Source organism: Celeribacter naphthalenivorans (assembly GCF_020524585.1).
GTDB lineage: Bacteria > Pseudomonadota > Alphaproteobacteria > Rhodobacterales > Rhodobacteraceae > Celeribacter > Celeribacter naphthalenivorans.
Map to the genome: position 1 here is coordinate 173,519 of NZ_JAIVLK010000003.1, position 22,686 is coordinate 196,204.

The 22,686-nt window shown below is 58.7% G+C and carries 23 protein-coding genes, 1 tRNA gene and 1 pseudogene; 12 read left to right on the plus strand and 13 right to left on the minus strand.

Annotated features, from left to right (window positions below):
* Positions 1-43 precede the first annotated feature (43 nt).
* Complete coding sequence (rnr, locus tag LC094_RS07470) at positions 44-2,299, plus strand: ribonuclease R (RefSeq protein WP_226551236.1); 2,256 nt, start codon at positions 44-46, stop codon at positions 2,297-2,299.
* 95 nt (positions 2,300-2,394) lie between these two features.
* The gene (locus LC094_RS07475) at positions 2,395-3,651 is read left to right on the plus strand and encodes a lytic murein transglycosylase (protein WP_226551238.1); all 1,257 of its coding nucleotides are present in this window, start codon (positions 2,395-2,397) and stop codon (positions 3,649-3,651) included.
* 3 nt (positions 3,652-3,654) lie between these two features.
* Here the strand turns inward: LC094_RS07475 and LC094_RS07480 are convergent, their stop codons facing one another.
* The 7 genes from LC094_RS07480 to LC094_RS07510 form a co-directional block, all read right to left on the minus strand.
* Positions 3,655-4,134 carry an RNA pyrophosphohydrolase gene (locus LC094_RS07480; protein WP_226551240.1) on the minus strand — a complete coding sequence of 160 codons (480 nt, stop codon included), beginning with the start codon at positions 4,132-4,134 and terminating at the stop codon, positions 3,655-3,657.
* Between the two features lie 65 nt (positions 4,135-4,199).
* Positions 4,200-5,525: a S41 family peptidase gene (locus LC094_RS07485; protein WP_226551248.1), complete on the minus strand. Its 1,326-nt coding sequence runs from the start codon at positions 5,523-5,525 to the stop codon at positions 4,200-4,202.
* Positions 5,526-5,570: 45 nt separating this feature from the next.
* Positions 5,571-6,692 (minus strand): murein hydrolase activator EnvC family protein, encoded by a 1,122-nt coding sequence (locus tag LC094_RS07490; RefSeq protein ID WP_226551250.1) that lies wholly within the window; start codon positions 6,690-6,692, stop codon positions 5,571-5,573.
* On the minus strand, positions 6,689-8,215 hold the full coding sequence (gpmI, locus tag LC094_RS07495; RefSeq protein WP_226551252.1) for a 2,3-bisphosphoglycerate-independent phosphoglycerate mutase: 1,527 nt from the start codon (positions 8,213-8,215) through the stop codon (positions 6,689-6,691). The genes LC094_RS07490 and gpmI overlap by 4 nt, the downstream gene beginning before the upstream one ends.
* A 104-nt stretch (positions 8,216-8,319) precedes the next feature.
* Complete coding sequence (rlmH, locus tag LC094_RS07500) at positions 8,320-8,790, minus strand: 23S rRNA (pseudouridine(1915)-N(3))-methyltransferase RlmH (protein ID WP_167601029.1); 471 nt, start codon at positions 8,788-8,790, stop codon at positions 8,320-8,322.
* Entirely contained in the window at positions 8,790-9,191 is a 402-nt protein-coding gene (gene rsfS, locus LC094_RS07505) for a ribosome silencing factor (RefSeq protein WP_226551260.1), read from the minus strand. The genes rlmH and rsfS overlap by 1 nt, the downstream gene beginning before the upstream one ends.
* A 161-nt stretch (positions 9,192-9,352) precedes the next feature.
* Entirely contained in the window at positions 9,353-10,699 is a 1,347-nt protein-coding gene (locus LC094_RS07510) for a mechanosensitive ion channel family protein (protein ID WP_404814976.1), read from the minus strand.
* Positions 10,700-10,927: 228 nt separating this feature from the next.
* On the opposite strand from LC094_RS07510, the gene leuC reads away from it, so the two are divergent.
* Positions 10,928-12,349, plus strand: coding sequence for a 3-isopropylmalate dehydratase large subunit (leuC, locus tag LC094_RS07515; RefSeq protein ID WP_226551288.1), 1,422 nt, complete (start codon positions 10,928-10,930; stop codon positions 12,347-12,349).
* A gap of 12 nt (positions 12,350-12,361) precedes the next feature.
* Positions 12,362-12,967, plus strand: a complete 606-nt coding sequence (gene leuD / locus LC094_RS07520; RefSeq protein WP_226551291.1) for a 3-isopropylmalate dehydratase small subunit — start codon at positions 12,362-12,364, stop codon at positions 12,965-12,967.
* 57 nt (positions 12,968-13,024) lie between these two features.
* On the opposite strand, the gene LC094_RS07525 is transcribed toward leuD, so the two are convergent.
* A complete protein-coding gene (locus tag LC094_RS07525; protein ID WP_226551299.1) occupies positions 13,025-13,522 on the minus strand; it encodes a hypothetical protein in 498 nt (165 codons plus the stop codon).
* A gap of 176 nt (positions 13,523-13,698) precedes the next feature.
* On the opposite strand from LC094_RS07525, the gene LC094_RS07530 reads away from it, so the two are divergent.
* Positions 13,699-14,217: an HdeD family acid-resistance protein gene (locus LC094_RS07530; RefSeq protein WP_226551301.1), complete on the plus strand. Its 519-nt coding sequence runs from the start codon at positions 13,699-13,701 to the stop codon at positions 14,215-14,217.
* Between the two features lie 40 nt (positions 14,218-14,257).
* On the opposite strand, the gene LC094_RS07535 is transcribed toward LC094_RS07530, so the two are convergent.
* The 3 genes from LC094_RS07535 to LC094_RS07545 all read right to left on the minus strand — a co-directional run bounded on the left by LC094_RS07535 (position 14,258) and on the right by LC094_RS07545 (position 16,100).
* Positions 14,258-14,497 carry an EF-hand domain-containing protein gene (locus tag LC094_RS07535; RefSeq protein WP_226551304.1) on the minus strand — a complete coding sequence of 80 codons (240 nt, stop codon included), beginning with the start codon at positions 14,495-14,497 and terminating at the stop codon, positions 14,258-14,260.
* 281 nt (positions 14,498-14,778) lie between these two features.
* Positions 14,779-15,435 carry a 3-oxoacid CoA-transferase subunit B gene (locus LC094_RS07540; RefSeq protein WP_226551305.1) on the minus strand — a complete coding sequence of 219 codons (657 nt, stop codon included), beginning with the start codon at positions 15,433-15,435 and terminating at the stop codon, positions 14,779-14,781.
* An 11-nt stretch (positions 15,436-15,446) separates the two neighbouring features.
* Positions 15,447-16,100: a CoA transferase subunit A gene (locus LC094_RS07545; RefSeq protein ID WP_226551307.1), complete on the minus strand. Its 654-nt coding sequence runs from the start codon at positions 16,098-16,100 to the stop codon at positions 15,447-15,449.
* A gap of 358 nt (positions 16,101-16,458) precedes the next feature.
* Here LC094_RS07545 and LC094_RS07550 point away from each other — a divergent pair, with 358 nt between their 5' ends.
* The 3 genes from LC094_RS07550 to leuB all read left to right on the plus strand — a co-directional run bounded on the left by LC094_RS07550 (position 16,459) and on the right by leuB (position 19,501).
* Complete coding sequence (locus LC094_RS07550; protein WP_226551309.1) at positions 16,459-17,295, plus strand: hypothetical protein; 837 nt, start codon at positions 16,459-16,461, stop codon at positions 17,293-17,295.
* Positions 17,292-18,335, plus strand: coding sequence for an endonuclease/exonuclease/phosphatase family protein (locus LC094_RS07555; protein WP_226551311.1), 1,044 nt, complete (start codon positions 17,292-17,294; stop codon positions 18,333-18,335). Before LC094_RS07550 ends, LC094_RS07555 begins: the two co-directional genes overlap by 4 nt.
* Before the next feature lie 62 nt (positions 18,336-18,397).
* A complete protein-coding gene (gene leuB, locus LC094_RS07560) occupies positions 18,398-19,501 on the plus strand; it encodes a 3-isopropylmalate dehydrogenase (protein WP_226551313.1) in 1,104 nt (367 codons plus the stop codon).
* A 74-nt stretch (positions 19,502-19,575) separates the two neighbouring features.
* Here the strand turns inward: leuB and LC094_RS21555 are convergent, their stop codons facing one another.
* Complete coding sequence (locus LC094_RS21555) at positions 19,576-19,707, minus strand: hypothetical protein (RefSeq protein ID WP_264186404.1); 132 nt, start codon at positions 19,705-19,707, stop codon at positions 19,576-19,578.
* Positions 19,708-19,961: 254 nt separating this feature from the next.
* Between LC094_RS21555 and LC094_RS07565 the strand changes: the two genes are divergently transcribed.
* The 4 genes from LC094_RS07565 (at position 19,962) to LC094_RS07580 (ending at position 22,254) form a co-directional block, all read left to right on the plus strand.
* Positions 19,962-20,906, plus strand: a complete 945-nt coding sequence (locus LC094_RS07565; RefSeq protein WP_226551315.1) for a DMT family transporter — start codon at positions 19,962-19,964, stop codon at positions 20,904-20,906.
* Positions 20,907-20,975: 69 nt separating this feature from the next.
* Positions 20,976-21,052, plus strand: a tRNA-Pro gene (locus LC094_RS07570).
* An 87-nt stretch (positions 21,053-21,139) separates the two neighbouring features.
* On the plus strand, positions 21,140-21,442 hold the full coding sequence (locus tag LC094_RS07575) for a hypothetical protein (RefSeq protein ID WP_226551316.1): 303 nt from the start codon (positions 21,140-21,142) through the stop codon (positions 21,440-21,442).
* Between the two features lie 137 nt (positions 21,443-21,579).
* Complete coding sequence (locus tag LC094_RS07580; RefSeq protein WP_226551318.1) at positions 21,580-22,254, plus strand: hypothetical protein; 675 nt, start codon at positions 21,580-21,582, stop codon at positions 22,252-22,254.
* A gap of 70 nt (positions 22,255-22,324) precedes the next feature.
* On the opposite strand, the pseudogene LC094_RS07585 reads toward LC094_RS07580, so the two are convergent.
* A pseudogene (locus LC094_RS07585) lies at positions 22,325-22,686 on the minus strand (integrase core domain-containing protein); the annotation flags it as partial.

Here is a 22,686-nt window from a genome sequence, read left to right on the forward strand (position 1 = left end):
TTTGCCAGTGGTGAGGCGCATCGGCTCATGGTAGAATCATCCTATGAGCAGGATCCCGACCAAGGACGAAATCCTCCAATGGATTTCCGACAACCCGACCCAAACCGCGAAACGCGATATTGCCAAAGCTTTCGGCATCAAAGGCGCCGCGCGGATCGATTTAAAACGCGTTCTCAAGGAGCTTGAGGACGAGGGACATCTTCGCAAACAGCGCAAGACCTATCGCGATCCCGATAAATTGCCGCCCGTCTCCGTGCTCTCCATCTTGGCGCCAGATCGCGATGGCGATTTGTTTGCACGTCCGCTGGAATGGGCTGGCGACGGACAGGAACCCCGCGTCTTGATGTCTCTTCGAGAGAGTGATCCCGCGCTTGGAGAGGGCGAACGCATCCTTGCCAAACTTCAAGAGGTCAAAGGCGAAGACCATCAATATGTGGCACGTCTGATCCGGAAAATAGGCTCTAATCCACGTAAAATCCTTGGAATTTATCGCAAAGATGCCGAGGGCGGTCGCGTTGTGCCCATCGACAAGGGCAACGACAAAGATTTTCTCGTGCGTGCTGGCAACGACTATGGTGCCAAGGACGGCGAGCTCGTCGAAGCCGAGCAGGCCGGTCCCAAAAACCGGATGGGGCTGCCGCAAGCGCGGATCATCACGCGTCTGGGTGATCCCTCTGAACCCAAAGCCGTCTCTCTCATCGCGATCCATCAACATGGTATCCCGGATGATTTCCCGGACGAGGTCATCGCCGAGGCCGATAAGGCCAGACCTGCGGGGTTGAAGGGACGCGAGGACCTTCGTGATCTGCCGCTTGTGACCATCGACCCGGCAGATGCCCGGGACCACGATGATGCGGTTTGGGCCGAGTTCGACCCTGACCCCAAGAATGAAGGCGGCTTTATCCTCTGGGTCGCTATTGCAGATGTGGCGCATTACGTGACGCCCGGTTCGGCGCTGGATCGAGAAGCCTGGAACCGAGGCAATTCGACCTATTTCCCGGACCGCGTCGTGCCCATGCTGCCGGATCGTCTGTCTGGCGATCTCTGTTCCCTTCACGAAGGTGTGCCGCGCGCCTGTCTTGCCGTGCGCATGGTGATCGATGCGGATGGCAAAAAGCTATCGCATCGCTTTCTGCGCGGATTGATGAAATCCGCCGCCTCTTTGAACTACGCCGAAGTTCAGGCCGCCCGTGACGGTCAGATCAACGAGGCCTGCGGCCCGCTGATGGACGAGGTGATCACCCCGCTGTTCGAGGCCTATGAGGCTCTCAAACGCGCGCGCAAAGCCCGTCAGCCGCTGGATTTGGATCTTCCCGAGCGCGAGATCGTGCTGGGTGAAGATGGGCGTGTGAGTTCTGTGGCGCTGGCCGAACGCTATGATGCGCATAAGCTGATCGAAGAGTTCATGGTTCTGGCCAATGTGGCCGCGGCCGAGGAGTTGTTCCACCGCAACCGCCCGCTTTTGTACCGTGTGCACGAGGAACCCTCGGACGAAAAAATGGATGCGCTGCGCGAGGTGGCCCAGTCTTCCGGCTTTACGCTCGCCAAAGGTCAGGTGATCCACACCTCTCATCTGAACAAGCTTTTGGCACAGGCCGAGGGCACCGATCATGACGAGCTGATCAACATCTCCACTCTGCGCTCGATGACGCAGGCCTATTACCACCCCGAGAACTACGGCCACTTTGGACTGGCACTGCGGTCCTACGCGCATTTCACATCGCCGATCCGTCGCTATGCCGATCTGATCGTGCACCGCGCGCTGATCTCGGCACATGGTTGGGGCAAGGATGGGCTGTCTGCCGAAGAGATCGAAAGGCTCGAAGCCACCGCAAAACACATCTCCGAGACCGAGCGGCGCTCGATGACGGCGGAACGCGACACCAATGATCGCTACCTTGCCGCCTACCTGAGCGAGCGCGTTGGCAATGAGATGACCGGGCATATTTCCGGCATTCAGAAATTCGGCGCTTTCGTCAAACTGGATGAAACCGGTGCCGATGGGTTGGTGCCCGTGCGGACCATGGGCGCCGAGTTTTTCCATTTCGATCCGGAGGAACAAAGCCTCATGGGGGCCGACACCGGCATCGTGATTTCCATCGGGCAAAAGGTCACCGTTCGGATCGCCGAGGCTGTGCCGGTGACTGGGGGGCTGGAGCTGGAGCTTCTGTCTGTCGATGGCGCCATGTTGCCCCGTGGCCCGCGTCGCGCCAAAGGTCGGCCAGTATCGCGCAAGTACAACAAGAGCAAAGCCAAAAAAGCCAAGATTCAGAAAAAGGTACAGCGCCGCAGGAAATAACATCGCAGCGGAAATTTGCCGCCCGCGATTTGTCCTGTTCAAGCCACAGGCCGATTCAGTTTAGCCTGAGACAAAATTAAAATGGAGCAGTCAGCATGCGTTCTCTTGTTCTTGGTGCCGCCGGTATTCTTCTCGGCCTTGGCCTGTCCTCAATGTCGGCGCAAACGCCGGGTCGAATGATCGAAACCCCGCCCCAACTTCCAGGAGCTCATTTGGTGCAAAATGTGGCATCTCAGGCCGGATTCGAGACTTGGATCGCGAATTTCAAACAGCGTGCGCGGCGCGAAGGCATCTCCGAAACAGTGCTGACGCAGGCGTTTCGTGGCGTTCACTACAACACGGATGTGATCGCCAAAGACCGTCGGCAATCCGAGTTCACCCGGCAGATCTGGGATTATCTCGACAGCGCCGCCTCCCCCACCCGCGTCTCGAACGGCCAGAAAGCGATGCGGCAGCATGCCCGCACGCTGGATGCGATCGAACGCCGCTTTGGTGTCGACAAATATGTCGTGGCGGCTGTCTGGGGGCTGGAAAGCGCTTACGGCGAGCATCGCGGCGACATCAATGTGATCGAGGCGATGGCGACGCTGGCCTATGACGGGCGACGCGGCGCGTTTTTCGAACAACAGCTCATCGCAGCTCTGAAAATTCTGCAAAAAGGCGACACCCATCCCCGCAATATGAAGGGCAGCTGGGCGGGTGCCATGGGGCACACCCAGTTCATCCCGACGTCCTTTGAGGCCTTCGCGGTCGATGGCGATGGCGATGGCAAGCGGGACATCTGGTCGGATGACCCGACGGATGCACTGGCCTCCACCGCCGCCTATCTCGCGCGGCATGGCTGGAACAAGGGTCAGCCATGGGGCGTCGAAGTGCGTCTTCCGCGCGGGTTCGACTATAGTTCCGCGCGTCGGAACAATATGCGCAGCCCCGCGGATTGGGCCGCTTTGGGCGTGGTTGGGGTCGATGGCAAGGCTGTGCCGAACTATGGCCGCGCCTCGATCCTCTTGCCCGCAGGCTCTGCCGGGGCGGCCTTTATGATCTTTGACAACTTCGCGGTGATCGAACGCTACAACAAGGCGGATGCCTATGTGATCGGCGTCGGCCACCTGTCGGATCGGCTCAAGGGCGGGCCTGCTATTCAGGCCTCTTGGCCGCGCGGGTATCAGCCGCTGTCCTTCGATGAAAAGAAGAAAATGCAGCGGATTTTGACCCGCAAAGGCTTTTTGGATGACAAGGTGGACGGCATCATCGGTCCGAACACGATCAATGCCATCCGCGCGTTTCAGACCTCCATCGGGGTCACCCCCGACGGCTATCCGTCACAGGAATTGCTGAAACAACTGCGCTGATTTCTAGGCAAGGTGGCCGGAAAACTCGGCCACCAATGCCTCGTAGATGTCACGTTTGAACGGCACGATATCAGAGACCAATTCAGCCGAAGTCGACCATTTCCACTGACCGAACTCCGGATGATCCGTCTCGATATTGATCGCCGTTTCCGGCCCCGTGAGACGCAGCACGAACCAGAGCTGTTTCTGGCCGCGATATTTGCCCTTCCAGACCTTGCCCAAGAGGTGATCCGGCAAATCATAGGTCAGCCAATCCGAGGTCTGCGCAACGACCTCGACCTGATCGGCGGTCACCCCGATCTCTTCCCACAATTCCCGCAAGGCCGCCTCTTGCGGCATCTCACCCGGATCAATCCCGCCCTGCGGCATTTGCCAGGCACCCGGCGTGTCGATGCGTTCGCCGACAAAGACCTGGCCTTTGTCGTTCAACAACATGACGCCCACGCAGGGGCGATAGGGAAGCGTGGAGAAATCTGTGCTCATGAGTCTTCTTGCCTTCAGGAAAAGGGGCGCTCAATGCGCCCCCTTATAAGCTCTGTTGTGTGGGATCAGTTGCCGATTTTCGACAGGCCTTTCAAAAGGTCGATCGCATAGGCCAGTTGGAAGTCCTCATCGCGCAGTTTCGCAGCCTCTTCGGCGGCGGCGCGTTCCTCTTCGATCTTGGCACGTTCGTCTTCGGTCAGGCTGTCATTGTCCAGCGCACCGCGCAGATCGGCCTCGGAACGGAACGTCGGCGTGTCCTCTGTCTCTTCCGTGGCAGGCTGGCGCGGCGGTTGTTGCACAACGATGTCCGGCGAAATGCCCAGCGCCTGAATCGAACGACCCGACGGCGTGTAATACCGCGCCGTGGTCAGACGCATCGCACCGTCAGAACGCAGCGGCATGACGGTCTGAACCGAGCCTTTGCCGAAAGATTTGGTGCCGACCACAACCGCGCGGTGATGGTCCTGAAGCGCGCCGGACACAATCTCGGACGCCGAGGCAGAGCCGCCGTTGATCAGCACGACAATCGGTTTGCCCTCGGCCAGATCGCCCGCTGTGGCGTTCACGCGCGTGCTTTCTTCGGGGGAACGGCCACGGGTGGAGACGATCTCACCCTCATCGAGGAAGGCGTCAGAGACCTTGATCGCCTGATCCAAAAGACCGCCCGGGTTGTTGCGCAGATCGACGATGATGCCGTCGACATTATCGATGCCGCCCAGCTCTTCGATCCCCTCTTTCAACCCGCTTTCCAGATTAGGATAGGTCTGGTCGTTAAAGGTCGTGACACGCAGCACAATGGCATGATCTTCGACACGCGAGCGCACGGCGGTGAGTTTGATCGTGTCGCGGATGATCGACACGTCAAACGGATCGTCGACCCCTTCGCGCACCACGGTGATGATGATCTCGGAGCCGACCGGCCCGCGCATCATCTCCACGGTTTCGTCCAAAGTCATGCCCAGAACGCTTTGCCCGTCCACGCCAGTGATGAAATCACCCGCTTCGATCCCGGCGATGTCCGCAGGCGTCCCGTCCATCGGGGCGACGACTTTGACAAAGCCCTCTTCTTGCGTCACCTCGATGCCAAGACCGCCAAAGGAGCCGGAGGTCTGCACCCGCATGTCTTCGGCGTCTTTCGGCGACAGGTAAGACGAATGCGGATCGAGCGAAGAGAGCATGCCGTCAATCGCGGCCTCGACCAGTTCCTCTGCATCGACCTCTTCGACATATTGCGCGCGGATGCGTTCGAACACATCGCCGAACAGGTCGAGCTGTTCATAGACATTCGACGATTTTTCCGCCTCCTGCGCCAAAAGCGGCCCCGCGAACTGGGTCGAGATCAACGTGCCTGCAAGGATGCCGGCCACGCCAGCCATCATGTATTTTTTCATCTCATTCCTCTCTCACGAACCCACATCTGCAAGTTCTGGATCGTCTCAAAGCGGACCACCAGCGAACCACCGTTCCGGGTTCACGGGCCGACCGCCCTCTCTTACCTCTATATAAAGCGTCTCCGACAGACTCGCGCCAGTGCCTTGGGTGGCATTTTTGACAAAGTCGTCGAGATCGGGGGATGCGCCCCCCATGAGACCAACGGCCGTGCCGGCGGGAATGACCGCACCGACATCACCATAGACCTCATCCAGCCCGGCCAAAATGAGCAATAGATCATTTCCGGGCTCAAGGATGATCACGTTTCCGTAGTCGAGAAACGGTCCCTTATAACGCACAGTGGCGGGCCAGGGTGTGGTCACCAACGACAAGGGCCGCGTCGCCCAGAGCCAGCCCGGGCGTTTTACCCCCGCCGCATCGGCTTCTTCAAAGCCCCGCAACGGTCGTCCCGGCACGGGAGCCTCCCATGTGCCCGGCTCCATCGCTGGCATGGGCGCAATCCCATCGACCACATCCATCACCGCCAGACCCGAGGCAAAGGCTTCGAGCGTTTCCGAGCTGTCGATCAGCGTCTTGATCCGCTCCGGGTCCATGGTGAAGCGGCGCGGAAGATCGGTACGGTCGGACATGGCCTGCGACAGATCGGTACGCGCCTGTTGCACGTCTTGAAGCCCTTGCGACAGTGTCTCCAAGGCCTCGCTCTGCAACTCGCGCAGGATTTGTACCTCTTCGAGGCGGATGCGCATGTCTTCGACCTCGGCCTGAACCGCGGGCGCAACGGAGGCCACCAACATGCCTGCCCGCGCCTGACCCAGTGGCCCGTTCGGATGCACCAAGGCTTCGGGCGAGGCATCGGGTTTCATACCGATAAGAACCCCCAAAAGCTGGGCATATTGCCCGCTTTCATCAGTGAACTCACGCGACAGTTCACTTTCGCGCAAAGACACCTGTCTGAGACCCGAACGCATGGCTTCGAGACCATCTTCATAGGCGCGCACGACGCCTGTCAGGGCCTTGACCCGGTCCGGCGCGGACTCTGCGGCCTCCAAGCGGCTATGCGCATCGTTGAATTGCTGAACCGCCAGCTCGGCCAGGGCCGCCGGGCTTTCTTGGGCCATGACCGGCGTGGCCAGCACCAAGGCAATGGCTGCGATCAGGGTCTTCATTTGACGATGAGACTCACACCCGTCATTTCCTTCGGCTGCGGCAATCCCATCAACTCAAGGATCGTCGGCGCCACATCGGCCAGACGTCCGCCATCGCGCAGCGACACGCCTTCGGGTCCGCCAAAGAGGATCACCGGCACCGGGTTCGTGGTATGCGCCGTGTGCGGCCCGCCGGTCACCGGATCGACCATGGTCTCGCAATTGCCGTGATCCGCGATCACCAACATCGCGCCGCCAACCTTTTCCAGCTCGGCAATCACCTTGCCCAGACCGTCATCCACCGCCTCACAGGCGACCATCGCGGCCTCCAAAATGCCGGTATGCCCGACCATATCGGGGTTAGCGAAATTGGTGACGATCAGGTCATAGCCTTCATCGATGGCCCAGACGAATTTCTCCGCCACTTCCGGCTCGCTCATCTCCGGCTGAAGATCATAGGTCGCCACTTTCGGCGATTTCGGCATGAAACGATCCTCGCCCTCTTCCGGCACTTCCTTGCCGCCATTGAGGAAGAAAGTGACATGCGGATATTTCTCGGTCTCGGCCAGACGGAACTGTTTCAACCCGTGCTTCGCGACCCATTCGCCCAGCGTGTTCTTGATGTCGCGCGGCGGATAAGCGGTTTGCATATAGGCGTTGTGGCCGGTGGAATATTCCACCATGCCAAGCAATTCCGAATATTTCGGACGTGGGCCCGTGTCGAAATCCGCGAACTCCGGCTCGCCAATCGCACGCAGAATCTCGCGCGCCCGGTCGGCCCGGAAGTTGTTGCAAAACACCCCATCGCCGTCGACGATGCCGTCATAATCCCCGATCACGGTGGCTTTCACGAATTCGTCCGTGTCGCCGCGCGCGTAAGAATTTTCCACCGCCTCAAGCGCCGTCGCAGCGCGTTCAACACCGACGCCTTTGACGATGGCCTCATAGGCCTGAGACACGCGCTCCCAGCGGTTGTCGCGGTCCATCGCGTAATAGCGCCCGATCACCGTGCCGATGGTGGCAAATTCCGGCAGACGCTTCTCGAAATCTGCCATGAACTTGGCGGCGGATTGCGGCGCCACGTCACGCCCGTCGGTGATCGCATGGATCACAACCGGTACGCCGAGATCGGTGATCGCCTGCGCGGCGGCCAGCGTGTGTTCGATATGCCCATGCACGCCACCGTCGGAGATCACCCCCATCAGATGCGCCGTGCCGCCCGCCTCTTTGACGGTCTTGGCAAAGCGCACGATGGCCTCGTTTTTAAAGAAAGACCCGTCTTCGATGGCCAGGTCAATCTGACCCAAATCCATCGCCACAACGCGCCCCGCACCGATATTGGTGTGCCCCACTTCGGAGTTGCCCATCTGCCCCGTCGGCAGCCCCACATCCGGCCCGAAGGTGATCAAGGTGTTGTTCGGACATTCCGCCATCAGCCGATCAAAATTCGGCGTCTTCGCCAAAACCGGCGCGTTGGCTTCAGGCGTCGGACCAATACCCCAACCATCGAGAATGCAAAGAACAACGGGTTTCGGCGCGGCCATGGCGGGCTCCTTTACAATAAGAGAACGACCTCTTTGCCCCTATCTAACGCGCCACCGCGCGCGTTTGAACCGCTTTGCGCTTCTTCTTGGCAAAAATACTCTCACTACACCCGATGATAAGGCGATCCGGCCAGAATAGAGGCGGCGCGATACAGCTGTTCGGTCAGCATCGCGCGGGCCAGCATATGTGGCCAGACCATTTTCCCCAGCGAGATCGAGAAATCCGCCTGCGCCCGCAAGCTCGGGTCGATGCCATCCGCGCCGCCGATGACGAAAGCCACATCAGAGCGCCCGGCATCGCGCCATTCCGCCAGTTTGTTGGAAAATTCGGGCGAAGACACAATCTTGCCGCGCTCGTCCATCGTGACGATGACGGCCCCTTTCGGCAGGGCGCGCTGCAACAGATCGGCTTCGGCCTTCATGCCGCCGCCTTTCTTGTCTTCGACTTCCGAGATGGTCAGAGGGCCGAGGCCCAGCGCGCGCCCGGTGCGGTCGAACCGGGTGGTATAATCGTCGATCAGCGCCGCCTCAGGACCGGCACGCAGCCGGCCCACGGCGCAAATGTGAACGCGCATCAGCTCTCGGTCGACACTTCGGTGGCTTTGCCCTTAAGCGCCTCTTTGGCCTCTTCCGGGGACATCCACATTTTTTCGAGCTGGTAGAAATCGCGCACTTCCGGACGGAAGATGTGAATGATCACATCGCCTGCGTCGATCAGCACCCAGTCGCCCTGTTCCTTGCCCTCGACACGCGAGAAAATGCCGAACTGCTGTTTCAGCGTGTCGGACAGTTTCTCCGCCATCGCGGACACCTGACGCGTCGAACGACCCGAGCAAATGACCATGTAATCGGCCACTTCGGATTTGCCTTTGAGGGCAATGGACACGAGGTCTTCGGCTTTGTCTTGATCAAGGAAAGAGGTAACGAAATCGAGCAGTTGCTCGCCTCCGATCTTCTCCGGCATGGCTCCCGTCATGGGCGCCTCCGGGGTTGCGGCGCTGTTTGCCGCGCTCTGTGCGTGAGACAGGACATAGTCCTCCTTGGGATACGCGCCGGTCGGCCCCGGCACTGGGCATAGATTAAAGATAGCATCGCTCTGGCGAAATCTCAATGTTTGGCGAAATCGCGGGGCGACGTTCAGTCCAACGCCTTCGTCGCAAGGGTCGAGCCATCCAACACACGCACCTCGCGTTGCGGGAAGGGGATGGAAATCTCATGGGCTTTGAACGCATCCCACAGGGCCAGATAGACATTGCCGCGCACATTGGTGAGACCGCCCGTCGGGTCCGTGATCCAGAACCGCAGGATGTAATCCACCGAGCTGTCGCCAAAGCCCACAATATGACAGACAGGCGGCTTGGTCGTCAGCACACGGTCCACGGTCTGCGCCGCCTCGATCGCGACTTTGCGCACCAAATGTGGGTCGTCGCCATAGGCGGTGCCGAAATAGATGTCGAGCCGCACGAAATCATTCGTGTGCGACCAGTTCACCACCTGACCGGTGATCAGATCCTCGTTCGGGATCAGGTATTCCTTGCCGTCACGTGTGGTGATCGAGGCATAGCGCGCGCCCAGCGCGTTGATCCAGCCAAAGGTCTCGCCCAGAGAGATCACATCACCGGGCTTGATCGACTTGTCCAAGAGAATGATCACGCCCGAGATGAGATTCGACACCACCTTTTGCAGACCAAAGCCCAAACCGACCCCAATCGCGCCCGAAAGCACCGCAAGCCCCGTGAGATCAAACCCCACGGCCTTGAGCCCGATGAAAAACGCCGAACCGAACAGAGCGAGCTGCACCACCTTGATGATCAGCTCTTTCATGGAGGGCGAAATATCCTCATTGCGCCGGATTTGGGTCGATGTTTGCCCCGAAATCAGCCGTGCGAAGGTAAAGAGCACGCCGGTGACGACCAGTGCCTTGAGCACCGCCAAAGCAGACAGGCGGAAGTTGCCAAAAGTGATGGCCACAGAGTCGAGAAACTCCGCCGCGCCCTCAATGCCGCCAAAGAAATAGAGCGTCACATAGGCCCAAAGCCCCCAGCGCATCAGACGGCGAAGCGCACGGTTTTTAACCAGCTGCACGACCAGCTCAACCGCGACCCAAGCCGAGACGATTCTGGCCAAAATCGCGATCAGATAGGAGCGCGAGGGCCAGGTGGTCTCATGCATGACGACGTAGGTGCCCCAAAGCAACAGCGCCCAGACGATCAGAACAAGCCGCTTTTCAATCGCCAAAAGCCAACGGAGCTGCCATTTCGGGCGCCCTTCAAGGCCGCGCATCCAATCGCGCATCTGGGCTCGCAGATATTTCCCACAGATCAGCGCAACACTCAGCGCAACCAGAGAAATCCCGATCTGATAGAGGTTCCAGCGCCGAAGCAGCCCCTCGAGAAAGGTCAGCACATCACTGCCCGTCTCGCCCAATAGGGTGCTGATCTGTGTCGGATCCACGCCATTCTCCCTTTTCACCAAGCTTTGCATGGCAAGACGCGTGGCCGCAAGCGCATCTCTCTTGCGAGACTCGCGGCCAAGCTATATGTCAGCGGCATGGAACGTATGTTTGAGATCGCAGACCGTGCATGGTTGCCGTGGAGATTCCATGGCGCAATGCAATCCGTCCTAGCCCGACTTTGATGTCGGACCTTTCGGCGTGTCCGCGCGCCTGATCCAAAACTTTCCAATTTCACAGCACATCCACGGGAGAGCGAAATGACCGCCCCGAAGACACTCTATGATAAAATCTGGGACGCCCATGTGGCCCATGAGCAAGAGGATGGCACCTGCCTGCTCTATATTGACCGCCACCTCGTCCACGAAGTGACGTCCCCTCAGGCCTTTGAAGGCCTGCGTATGGCGGGCCGCAAAGTGCGCGCGCCGGAAAAAACCATCGCCGTGCCGGACCATAACGTGCCGACCACTTTGGACCGCGTGTCCGGCGTGATCGCCAACGAAGAGTCCCGCATTCAGGTCGAAGCCCTCGACAAGAACGCGAAAGAGTTCGGCGTGAACTACTACCCGGTCTCTGACGTGCGTCAGGGCATCGTGCACATCGTCGGCCCGGAACAGGGTTGGACCCTGCCCGGCATGACCGTTGTCTGTGGCGACAGCCACACCGCGACTCACGGCGCGTTTGGCGCGCTGGCCCACGGCATCGGCACCTCCGAGGTCGAACACGTTCTGGCGACGCAAACACTGATCCAGAAGAAATCCAAGAACATGAAGGTGGAGATCACCGGCAAGCTGCGCCCCGGCGTGACCGCCAAGGACATCACCCTTGCTGTGATCGGCGAAACCGGCACCGCTGGCGGCACCGGCTACGTGATTGAGTATTGCGGTGAAGCGATCCGCGATCTGTCGATGGAAGGTCGGATGACCGTCTGTAACATGGCGATCGAAGGCGGCGCCCGCGCCGGTCTCATCGCGCCGGACGAAACCACCTTTGAATACGTCAAAGGCCGCCCGCACGCCCCGAAAGGCGCGCAGTTCGAGGCCGCTCTGGCGTGGTGGAAGACGCTCTACACCGACGAAGGCGCGCATTTCGACAAGGTCGTGACGCTCAAAGGCGAAGAGATCGAGCCGGTTGTGACCTGGGGCACCTCGCCCGAGGACGTTCTGCCGATTTCCGCTGTTGTGCCTGCGCCCGAGTCGTTCAAAGGCGGCAAGGTGGACGCGGCCAAACGCGCCATCGAGTACATGGGTCTCGAAGTGGGTCAGAAACTGACCGACATCCAGATCGACACCGTCTTCATCGGCTCCTGCACCAACGGTCGGATCGAAGACCTGCGTGCTGCAGCTGCAATCCTCAAAGGCAAAAAGATCAAGGACGGCATGCGTGCCATGGTCGTGCCGGGGTCTGGTCTTGTGCGTGCGCAAGCTGAAGAAGAGGGGCTCGCCGACATCTTCAAAGAGGCCGGGTTCGAATGGCGTCTGGCCGGGTGCTCCATGTGCCTCGCCATGAACCCCGATCAGCTGTCCGAGGGTGAGCGCTGTGCCTCCACCTCGAACCGCAACTTCGAGGGTCGTCAGGGCTATAAAGGTCGCACGCACCTCGTGTCGCCTGCCATGGCCGCCGCTGCCGCCGTCACCGGTCACCTGACCGATGTGCGCGACATGATGACTGAAAACGCCTAAGGAGCCGCTACAATGGAAAAGTTCGAAAAACTGACCGGCATCGCGGCCCCCATGCCGCTGGTGAACATCGACACGGATATGATCATCCCCAAGGTGTTTCTGAAAACCATCAAGCGCTCCGGCCTTGGTGTGAACCTGTTCGACGAGATGCGTTATGACCGTCAGGGCAATGAAATCCCCGATTTCGTCCTGAACAAACCGCAGTACCGCGACACGCAGATCCTCGTGGCGGGCGACAACTTTGGCTGTGGCTCCTCGCGTGAACACGCACCCTGGGCGATTGCGGATTTCGGCATCAAATGCGTGATCTCCACGTCGTTTGCCGACATTTTCTACAACAACTGCTTCAAGAACGGCATCCTTCCGATCGTGATGCCGCAAGAGGTTGTGGATGTGTTGATGAAGGACGCCGAAAAAGGCTCGAACGCCCGGATGGTCGTCGATCTGGAGGCTCAGACCGTCACCACGTCCGATGGCGAAAGCTTCCCCTTCGAGGTTGACGCGTTCAAGAAACACTGCCTGCTCGAAGGTCTCGATGACATCGGCCTGACCATGGCGCATGTCAAAGATATCGACGCTTTTGAGGCCACGATGGCTCAGGCACGTCCCTGGGTCTGAGGCCGACAGGAATAAGATAAAGAACGGCGGCCCTTCGGTCGCCGTTTTTCATTGAGTTTACTTGGCACGCATCAGGCGGCGTATCTCGGCCAGGCTGTCCAATTGCTTTGCACTCGGCGCCTCACCGACGCCCGCGTAGACCGACGTCAGGATCCCCTCGACCGGACCGTAGCCCTCCGAGCCTGAGAGTTTATAGAGCTTGCGCGCCAGACGGGTGATGGCCGGGCTGGTGCCGTGACAGGACGCAATCAGCCAATCCGAAAGCGTCTTGATTTCCTCTGCATCCGTGAGGGTAAATTGCAGATCCTTTTGCAAACGGATCACATATTGCAGGATCAGCTCAGAGGTCGGATAGCCCGCCTCATCGATGAGCGCCTTGACCAAAGCGGCAACGGCGATCCGAGCATCGTCGATTTGCTCGACAGGATGCGTGCCCGATTTGCGGGTAAAGCCGAAACGCCGAATAGCGAGACGAATATCATCCGCAACACCGACCAAATCCGACGCCGCATTCGCCGCATTGCGGGCCCGGTTCATGTAAAAAAACGCTGTCACGGCAGCTCCGAGAAGGGCCAGTAAGATTGGCATTATTGATACTCCGAAAATATGTTCGGCGGATTATCGAAAGTTAAATTGCGTCGCACAACGGGAAAAATCCCCTACAAAGACCTTTTTACAGGGCAGCGGCATGTTTACCTAAGCCAAGCAAGATGCCGGCACGGGAGAATAAGATGACGAATTGGAAAACATGGATCGCAATTGGCGTTTTGACGTTTCTCTTCGGCCTTCTGGCGCTCGGCAATGCTGTTGCGACCTCGCTTGCGATCACCGTTTTGCTCGGCACGTTGTTTATCGTCGCGGGGGCGGCGAAACTTTGGGCCGGGTTCTCCGGCGTCGCGCATGAGAACCGCGTCTTTTCGATGATCTGGGGGCTGATCAGCCTGATGATCGGCGTCAGTTTCGTGGCCAATCCGATGGACGGCACGGTCTCTCTGACCCTCGTCATCACGTTCTTCCTGCTGGTCTCCGGGGTGGTCCGGCTTTTGATGGCCTGGCGGATGCGGGAAAGTCGGCTGTTTTGGATGCTCTTGCTGTCGGGCGCCGTGACGGTGCTTTTGGGCGGCTATATCCTCGGGAATTTCGCCGCGATCTCGCTGTCGCTTTTGGGTCTTTTGCTCGGCATCGAGCTTTTGGTCGATGGCGCGGCTCTGGTCGGATTTGGTCTTTTCCTGCGTAAGTTCCGATCGTGATGAGAGCGGCGACCCATTCGGGCCGCCGCATCCATGATCCTTACTCCATCGCGGGAAGCAAGCCCTGCGTCTGGGCATCCGCCAGTTCTTCGATGGTCACCTCGCCATCGCCATCGGCATCGATCGCAGCAAAAGCATCTTCCGTCAGGCTGGGATAGACCATTTGCATCTCCTCCATCGAGTAGGTGCCATTCCCGTCCGTATCCATCAGCGAGCCCTGAGCAAAAGCCGGAGCGGCCATGAGGGTCAGTGCGCCAAGGGTCAAAGCAATCGGTTTCATGTCATATTTCCTTTCGGTTTTGTTGTGCCCCTATCGGGCTATTCAAAACGACCGTGGGCCGTTGCCCTGAGAGATACGCCCAAAATGAAATGGCTCAAGACGCTGAAACTATTGGAAAGATTTTGCGCATAGCCCCGCCATACGGCTGCGCATTGTCGCCCAGATTTGGGCGGATTGCGGCACATCGGCGGGTTTTGATGCCGAAAACCGGCGACAAGATGCCAGAATTGAAAAGAGGGGCCGAAGCCCCTCTTGATCCGTGCACAATTGTGCCTATTGCCTCAGCACCCGATCTGCATCTCCGGCACATCCGGCCCGTGGATCAGTTTCGCCTCGGTCATCTCAAGGATCACTTCGAGCGGCACATTGGGCGCGCGTTCAATGAGATGCAGCCCGTCGTCTTCCGGCTTCATGACGGCCAATTCCGTGACGATCAGGTCCACACGACGCTCAGATGTCAGCGGCAGGGTGCATTCCGGCACGATCTTGGCCTCGCCTTTCGCAGTGTGCTGCATCGCGATGATCACCTTTTTCGCGCCCGTCACCAGATCCATCGCACCACCCATGCCGGGGGTGTAATGGCCGGGGATCATCCAATTCGCCAGATGCCCCTTTTCATCGACCTGAAGCGCGCCCAGCACCGTCAGATCAAGATGCCCGCCGCGGATCAGCCCAAAGGAAAAGGCAGAATCGATGGTCGAGGCCCCCGGTACGAAGGACACAAAACGCCCACCGGCGTCGGTGAGGTGACGGTCTGTCATGCCCTCGGGCGGGCGATGCCCCATGCCGACGGCGCCGTTTTCGGCCTGAAAGAACACGCCCATGTCTTCGTCGAGATAATCCGACACCAAGGTCGGGATACCGATGCCAAGATTCACGAGGCTCCGAGGGGTGATTTCCTGCGCAACACGGCGCGCAATGAGGATTTTCGGGTCCATGAGTGTCGCTCCTATGCCGTGGTCTTAATGACGTGATCGACGAGCACGCCGGGGGTTTTGACCAGATCGGGCGGGATCATCCCGACGGGCACGATCTCTTCGGGTTCGCAGATCACCGTATTGCCAGCGAGCGCCATGATCGGATTGAAATTCGTGGCGGTGAGCATGTAGGCGAGATTGCCGACGTAATCGCAACTCCGCGCCGCGATCAGCGCAAAATCGGCCGTGAGCGGTTTTTCCAGCAGGAAGGATTTGCCATCGACTTCGATGATCTCCTTGCCCTCTGCGACCTTGGTGCCCACGCCCGTCGGCGTCAAAATCCCACCGAGGCCAACGCCCGCCGCACGGATGCGCTCGACCAGCGTGCCCTGCGGCACCAGTTCGACCTCTAATTCACCCGAAGCGAATTGCGCCTGCACGATGGTGTTGAGCCCCATATGGCTACAAATCAGTTTGCGCACGCAGTTCGCGGCAAAGAGCGGGCCGGGGCCAGTGGTGTCACGCGCCGTGTCATTGGAAATCAGCGTCAGGTCCTTTTTGCCCGCCTCCGCCAGCCCATGGACAATCCTGTCCGGCACGCCGACGCCCATGAACCCCGACAACATGACGGTCGCGCCATCCGGGATGAGATCCACCGCTTCGTCGATTGATATGGCCAGATGCATGTCTTCTCCTCCAAGGCTTGCTCTGTTGCCGTCGAGGTAAAGCGTTTCCAAGCTTTCGGTCAAGAATGTGAAAAAGCGCCATTTTTCACGAGAAGCAGAGGTCCGAGAGAAAGCGCCCCAGATATGGTATCTCGCCCGGAGCGCGCCACAAGCGCGGTTCACAATGATGCAAAATCGCACCGCTTTGTCCACGAAACCGCCCAATTTCAACGATTAACCTTAACCATTCCTTGCTGGCAGATACGAAAGAAGGCAAAAGTTGGGCAAGATTGAGGCAATCCGTCATAGTTGGCGGGATCAAAATGGGAAAAGAGCGCGGCATCGTATCGCACTCAACCAGTTTGAAGGGAAATGGGCAGTGGTTCATCGCGTGCTGGGAGCGCTTTTGCGTGCATTCTTGGTGGTCGTTCTGATCATCATGCCGTCTATGCTATTGCCGAATGTGTCCAACGATGCCGCACAGGTCGTCGCGCTCATCGCCTTCTTTGGCGCGACTCTGACCTTTTTCGAATATGTCTCCGCCTATCCGGGCCTCGTGGAATTCCGCGACGCCCCGCCGTTCAACCGGGTGCGGTTCACCTCGCTTTTCATGACCATCGTGCTGCTGTCGCTGATCGCACGCGGCACCCACAGCCCCACCGTCGTCACCGAATTCGTCACCGCCATCGGCGCGTTGATCGGCTATGTGCTCGATTTCCCCTACTCGCCCGTGCGCCTGATGATCCTCGCCATGCCGGAGGGCAGCGCCGCGCAAGAGCTTGAATTGATGCGCGAAGCGGCGGGGATGAGCTATTTGATTTCGCTTTTGGCGCTGTCGATCTTTCTGATCACGCTACGGGTCGGGCATTGGCCATCACGCTCCGGCTCCTTCAATGTCTGGATCAACCTGCCGACGTTCGATCCGACCGCAGGAGGCGATGTGGTCGAGCGGCTGAAACGCGACGCGCGATTCAACATCGTGATCGGGTTTGTGTTGCCCTTCCTCATCCCTGCGGTGTTAAAATCGGCCTCAAGCATCTTCGGGGGCCTTGGCGTCACCACTGACCAATCCATGATTTGGGCCGTTGCAGCATGGGCATTCCTGCCGTCTTCACTTTTCATGCGGGGCATCGCCATGGGGCGGATCGCCTCAATGATTGCGGAAAAACGTCGCCAGACCTACGCCCGCGTCGATCTCGACCATCTTCCGGCGTGATCCGCCTCGCCATTCTCATTCTCTGCCTGTTGCCCGTCTCTTTGGCCGCAGAAGCGCCATTGCGTGTGGCCACATGGACGGTCGAGCTGACGCGCAAAGGCCCCGGGCTTTTGCTGCGCGACATCTTGGAGGGCGACGATCCACAGGTCATGGCCGCGGTTCAGCATATCGACGCGCTCTCGCCGGATGTGCTTTTGCTCACCAGCTTTGACACCGATCTCGACGGCCACGCGCTCACCGCTTTGGCAAGTCAACTTGGCTATCCCTATCACTTCACCCGGCTCGGCAATTCGGGTCGCCCCACGAGCCGCGACCTCGACAAGGACGGGCGCTTGGGCGAACCCGAGGATGCGCAATCCTATGGCGAGTTCACCGGCCAAGGCGGTCTGGCGCTCCTGTCGCGCCTGCCGATCATGACCGAGGACATCCGCGATTTCTCCGAGATGTTGTGGCGGGATTTGCCCGATGCGTCTCTGCCGGAGGGGTATTTCGACGCTGAGGATTTGGACGTGTTGCGCCTGTCGTCTCATGCGCATTGGGATGTGCCGGTGCTCTGGAACGAGACACCGCTACACCTCTTTGCCTACGCCGCCACCTCGCCAGTTTTCGACGGTGACGAGGACCGCAACGGGCGCCGCAATGCGGATGAGACGCGGTTCTGGTCGCTCTACCTCGATGGCGCCTTGGCAGTACCGCCGCCCGAAGGTGCGTTTATCCTGTTGGGTGACAGCAACCTCGACCCTATGGACGGCGACGGACGGCGCGAGGTGGTGCAAGCGCTGCTTTCAGACCCGCGTTTTCAGGACGTAGAGCCCCGCTCTGACACTGGCCCAGAGGCCAACGCGGACCATCTTGGCGACCCCGCACTGGACACCGCCGACTGGACGGAGCCGCTGCCCGGCAATCTGCGCGTGGACTATGTTTTGCCCTCTTCCGAGCTCGCGGTCGTGGACGCCGGTGTCGCATGGCCCCAAGCGGAGCTAAAGGAAAACGACTTCCGCCACGGGCTTGTCTGGGTTGATATCGCTCCCATTCCTTGACGAGGCGGCAAGCAGTCGTTACGCCGCTTTCAACCTTAAAAAACCAAGGACTGGACGCGACCATGAGCACGCCTTCTCTTCTCATTCTCCCCGGTGACGGCATTGGCCCCGAAGTGATGGCCGAAGTCACCCGGATCATCGACTGGTTCGGCGACAAGCGCGGTCTGAAATTCGATGTGACCATGGATCTCGTGGGCGGCGCCGCCTACGACAAACATGGTGTGCCGCTCGCGGATGAGACCATGGCGAAGGCGCAAGAGGTCGATGCCGTTCTTTTGGGTGCCGTGGGTGGTCCGAAATACGACGTGCTCGATTTCTCCGTGAAACCGGAACGCGGCCTGTTGCGTCTGCGCAAGGAAATGGACCTCTTCGCCAACCTGCGTCCGGCACAGTGCTTTGACGCTCTGGCCGATTTCTCCTCGCTGAAAAAAGACATCGTCGCCGGTCTCGACATCATGATCGTGCGCGAGCTGACCTCTGGCGTTTACTTCGGCGAACCGCGAGGCATCACCACGGTGGACGGCGAGCGCATCGGCATCAACACCCAGCGCTACACCGAATCCGAGATTCGTCGCGTCGCCATCGCCGCCTTTGAGCTGGCCATGAAGCGCAACAAGAAACTCTGCTCGATGGAAAAGGCCAACGTGATGGAGGCCGGCATCCTGTGGCGCGATGTGGTCACCGAGGTGTCCGCCGATTACCCCGAGGTCGAGCTGTCCCACATGTATGCCGACAACGGCGCGATGCAGCTGGTCCGTGCGCCGAAACAGTTCGACGTGATCGTGACCGACAACCTGTTCGGCGACATCCTCTCTGACTGTGCCGCGATGCTCACCGGGTCTCTGGGCATGCTGCCCTCCGCGTCGCTGGGCGCGCCGATGGAGAACGGTCGTCCGAAGGCCATGTACGAGCCGGTGCACGGCTCCGCGCCGGACATCGCGGGTCAAGGCAAAGCCAACCCGATCGCCTGTATCCTGTCTTTCGCCATGGCGCTGCGCTACTCCTTCAATGAAGGCGCTGAGGCCACCCGTCTCGAGCAAGCGATTGAGAAAGTGCTCGCCGATGGCGTCCGCACCGGCGATCTTTTGGCCGACGAAGGCGTCACCCCGGTGTCCACCACCGGCATGGGCGACGCGATCCTCGCCGCTCTGGACGCGTCTCTCTAAGCGTAGTGATCCTTCATTAGAAAAGGGCGCCTCTCATACGAGGCGCCCTTTTTCGTTTCATCGGCGTCCTGTCCTCAGTCGAAGATGTCGAAAATATCCTCCGCCATATCGAACAAACGATGCGCCGTGGATTTGCGTTTCTTTTTCTTCTTCGAGGTTTTCTTCGGACGTGACAGCTTGGCCTGAAAGTCTTTCTTCCCCTTCACAGGCTCCTGCGCCTTATGAAGCGCCTTCATCCGCGACAATGGCGCCCCACAGGCCGAGCATTTCAACTCATGCCTAGTCGTTCCACCCAAGGTCAGAACCGTTTTCGACCCGCAATAGCAGCAGGTTGCAGATTTCTGTGTGTAATACATGGGCAATCACATGGGGACGCACGCCACAGGGCACAAGGCTTTGCGCCGCCTTGAAAGCTCCGCCTCACATGCTACCGTGAACGGCGAAACAGACAGGACAGCCCATGAATATCACCGGAGCCTTCTACGCCCTCGCCGCTTTTGCGGTGTTCTCGACCCATGACGTGGTGATCAAATTCCTGGGCGGCTCCTATGCGCCGTTCCAGATCATCTTTTTCTCGACGCTGTTCTCATTTCCTCTGGTGATGTTCATGCTGATCCGCGACCGGACCGAGGGCCACCTGCGCCCCGTCCATCCCTGGTGGACGCTGTTTCGCACCATTGCGGCGATGATCAACACCGCCTCTGCATTCTACGCCTTTTCCGTCCTGCCCTTGGCACAGGTCTACGCGCTGATCTTCGCCACGCCGCTGGTCATCACCATCCTGTCGATCCCGGTGCTGGGAGAACGCGTAGGCTTTCACCGCTGGGCCGCTGTCATTGTGGGCCTGATCGGCGTGATCGTTGTGTTGCGCCCCGGCGGGACCGAATTCACGCTCGGCCATATGGCGGCGCTGTCCTGTGCGGGCTTTGGCGCCTTTGCTTCCGTCGTCGTCCGCAAAATCGGCCGCGAAGAGCGCACGGCCGTGTTGATGCTCTATCCTTTGATCGCCAATTTCGTCGTCATGGGGCTGGCGATGAGCTTCTTCTACCGCCCCCTCCCCTTGATGGATCTGGGCTCTGTCGGCCTTGTGTCGCTTTTGGGCTTTACAGGCGGTGTGGTCCTCATCCTCGCCTATCGCGCCTCCGAGGCCGCCATTGTCGCCCCGATGCAATATTCCCAGATCATCTGGGCCACGATTTTCGGCTATTTCATCTTTGGCGAAACCGTCGATATGCCGACCATTCTGGGCGCAGGAATCATCATCCTTTCCGGCCTCTACATCGTCTTTAGGGAATCGCGTGGCGGGCATTCAAAGAACACGCCGGTGCTCAGAACCCGCTCGCGCGCCTCCTCCGCGGCCTCTTTCCGCATTTCCCCCTTTGTCAGACGCGGAAAACTTCAGTGATAAGGGCGGCAAAAGCGCGAATTCTCTCTTGCCAAACCCCGCCTGTCGCTATATTCCGCCCGTCACGGTCGGAGCGTAGCTCAGCCTGGTAGAGCACTGTCTTCGGGAGGCAGGGGCCGGAGGTTCGAATCCTCTCGCTCCGACCAATTTAGAACTGTAGAGTTCACTGAACTCTGCCTTTATGGCACTGAATCTTTCCTTTCTTCACAAGTATTCGCCTCCCGCACGTCCTTATGACGTCTGAGGGTGGACGGAAAACGGCGCGCAAACGCGCCTGCTGTGAGCAGCTGGCTGCGTACGTGGTGAAAGGGCATTGTCAGGTTGTTATTGATGGCACTCAAGAACGCGGGTTGGAGTGGGTCGCTCAAGGTGCCGTAACCCTAATGGAACGCGTTACAGAATGGGCGGACGATGCTTCCCATTTCGTTACCCATGCAAATCCAGGAGATGGACGGATCACCGGACCAACAGATTATCTGATGGAAATTGATCGAGGGATCATGGATTATATCAACCGTCAATTGGGCCTGCCATAACCGTTGCTTCTTTCTGCACACAGCAAAGAACGTCCAGAGAATTATTAAAAATCATGAGAACAGTCCAACTGCGTATACGCGACGGCGACAATGCGACTTATAAGTATTCGGTCATTTATAAGTTTACGCCCATCATAATGTCCGCACTGACCATTTTGCCGTATCTGTTGTGCCTGTATTTTTTTGCTACAGAAACTAACGGAGGTGGAAAAGCGTTCCAGTGGGCCTTCACGACATTCAATATCATTTTTGCCGTTTTCTTTGCAGCACTTTATGTGGCGTTTTACGTCTTCCTGGCCAATAAAAGATGTGAGTCTCTCGTTTTCGGGATGTTGTCCATGTCTAGTATCCCTTTTCTTTTTAGCGCCTTAGGCATTGCAACTTTCCTGATCCAATCAGTTTTTTTTATCGTAATAACCCTTGCTGCGATTGCTTTTGTGGTGTCGAATTTCAAACGCGCCAATGATGCTGTCACAGAAGAAATGGTCGAAAACTACGCGCAAGATACCATTTCCGAAGACGATGGGCAGCTTATCTATACGCATGGCCAGAAAGTTGAAAAACCCGTTCATCTGGGACGCCTAGCAGGCAGGTTGCGTTATTTTATCGAGTTTGTCTGCGCCGTTCCTTTGATTGCGGTGATGGTGATTTTGTGGCCATTCGTTTTCACTGTCGACGCTTTGGACAAATATATTCCCATGGCGAGCATGATCTGGGGTCTTCAAATTATTATGGGTTTGATGACGAGAGGATTCTTTTTGAATCAAGGGTGGTTCTTGCTGCGGGTGCTGCGAACCAAAACAAGGATATAATGAGAAAACCCCAACAAAATAGGTTGCCAGTTGTTTGAGATTTAGCGACCAGGTGCCTGATCCTGACCATTCAAACGCAGCAGGTCGGTGGGCACGGTGGATATTGGGCGTAGACGACCGGAACCAATCCGCCCAGCGATGTGTGTGGTCTCTGCGTGCTGTATGATTCTCCAAGCTTCGATGATCCGGCGCGCCTCAGCGAAATTTCCGAACAGGACTTCACTCAAACACTCATCCCGCATGTGCGCGTTGAAGCTTTCCACAAAGGCGTTCTGCATCGGTTGGCCCGTCGCGATGTAATTCCAGTTCAGTTGCGTTGTAGCTGACAATCATATCTGGTCGCCCGCGCTACTGGGTCAGTTCGTCGAGTTCCCGGATGGGCCGCAGCACGGACAATGAGGGGTCTACCACCGCTGTCAACGCCTCGCGTGA